Below are 282 nucleotides of genomic sequence, written 5' to 3'. Positions count from 1 at the left end.
AGCCACCTAGTGGGTGATAAAGCAATTGTGAGTGTTTCTCAAGAGTTAAGGTCATACTTCAAGTTCCGAGGCGCTTCCTGTGTCAGGTTCGGTGGAGAAGAGTTCCTAGTCATTCTAGAGAATACCGACATGGTAAAGGCAGAAATGCACTCGGAGAATTACCGTGAGCGCATTTTCCAATTTGGTTGGCACGAAATACTCGGTGAGCGTGGCTTAACAGTCAGTATTGGTATCACGATGCATCGTGAGGGAGAAAATACACAGCGTACCTTCTATCGAGCA

Annotated in this window: 1 protein-coding gene; it reads left to right on the top strand. The window is 46.5% G+C overall.

Translation table 11 applies throughout. The features are described 5' to 3' along the window. On the top strand, positions 1-282 hold a 282-nt coding region (locus tag A3712_RS21835), incomplete at both ends, for a diguanylate cyclase domain-containing protein (protein ID WP_157618852.1).

This window comes from Vibrio sp. HI00D65 (assembly GCF_001635455.1).
Classification (GTDB): domain Bacteria; phylum Pseudomonadota; class Gammaproteobacteria; order Enterobacterales; family Vibrionaceae; genus Vibrio.
The sequence above is the reverse complement of the archived record's forward strand: the minus strand, read 5'-3'. Positions and strand labels throughout refer to the sequence as shown.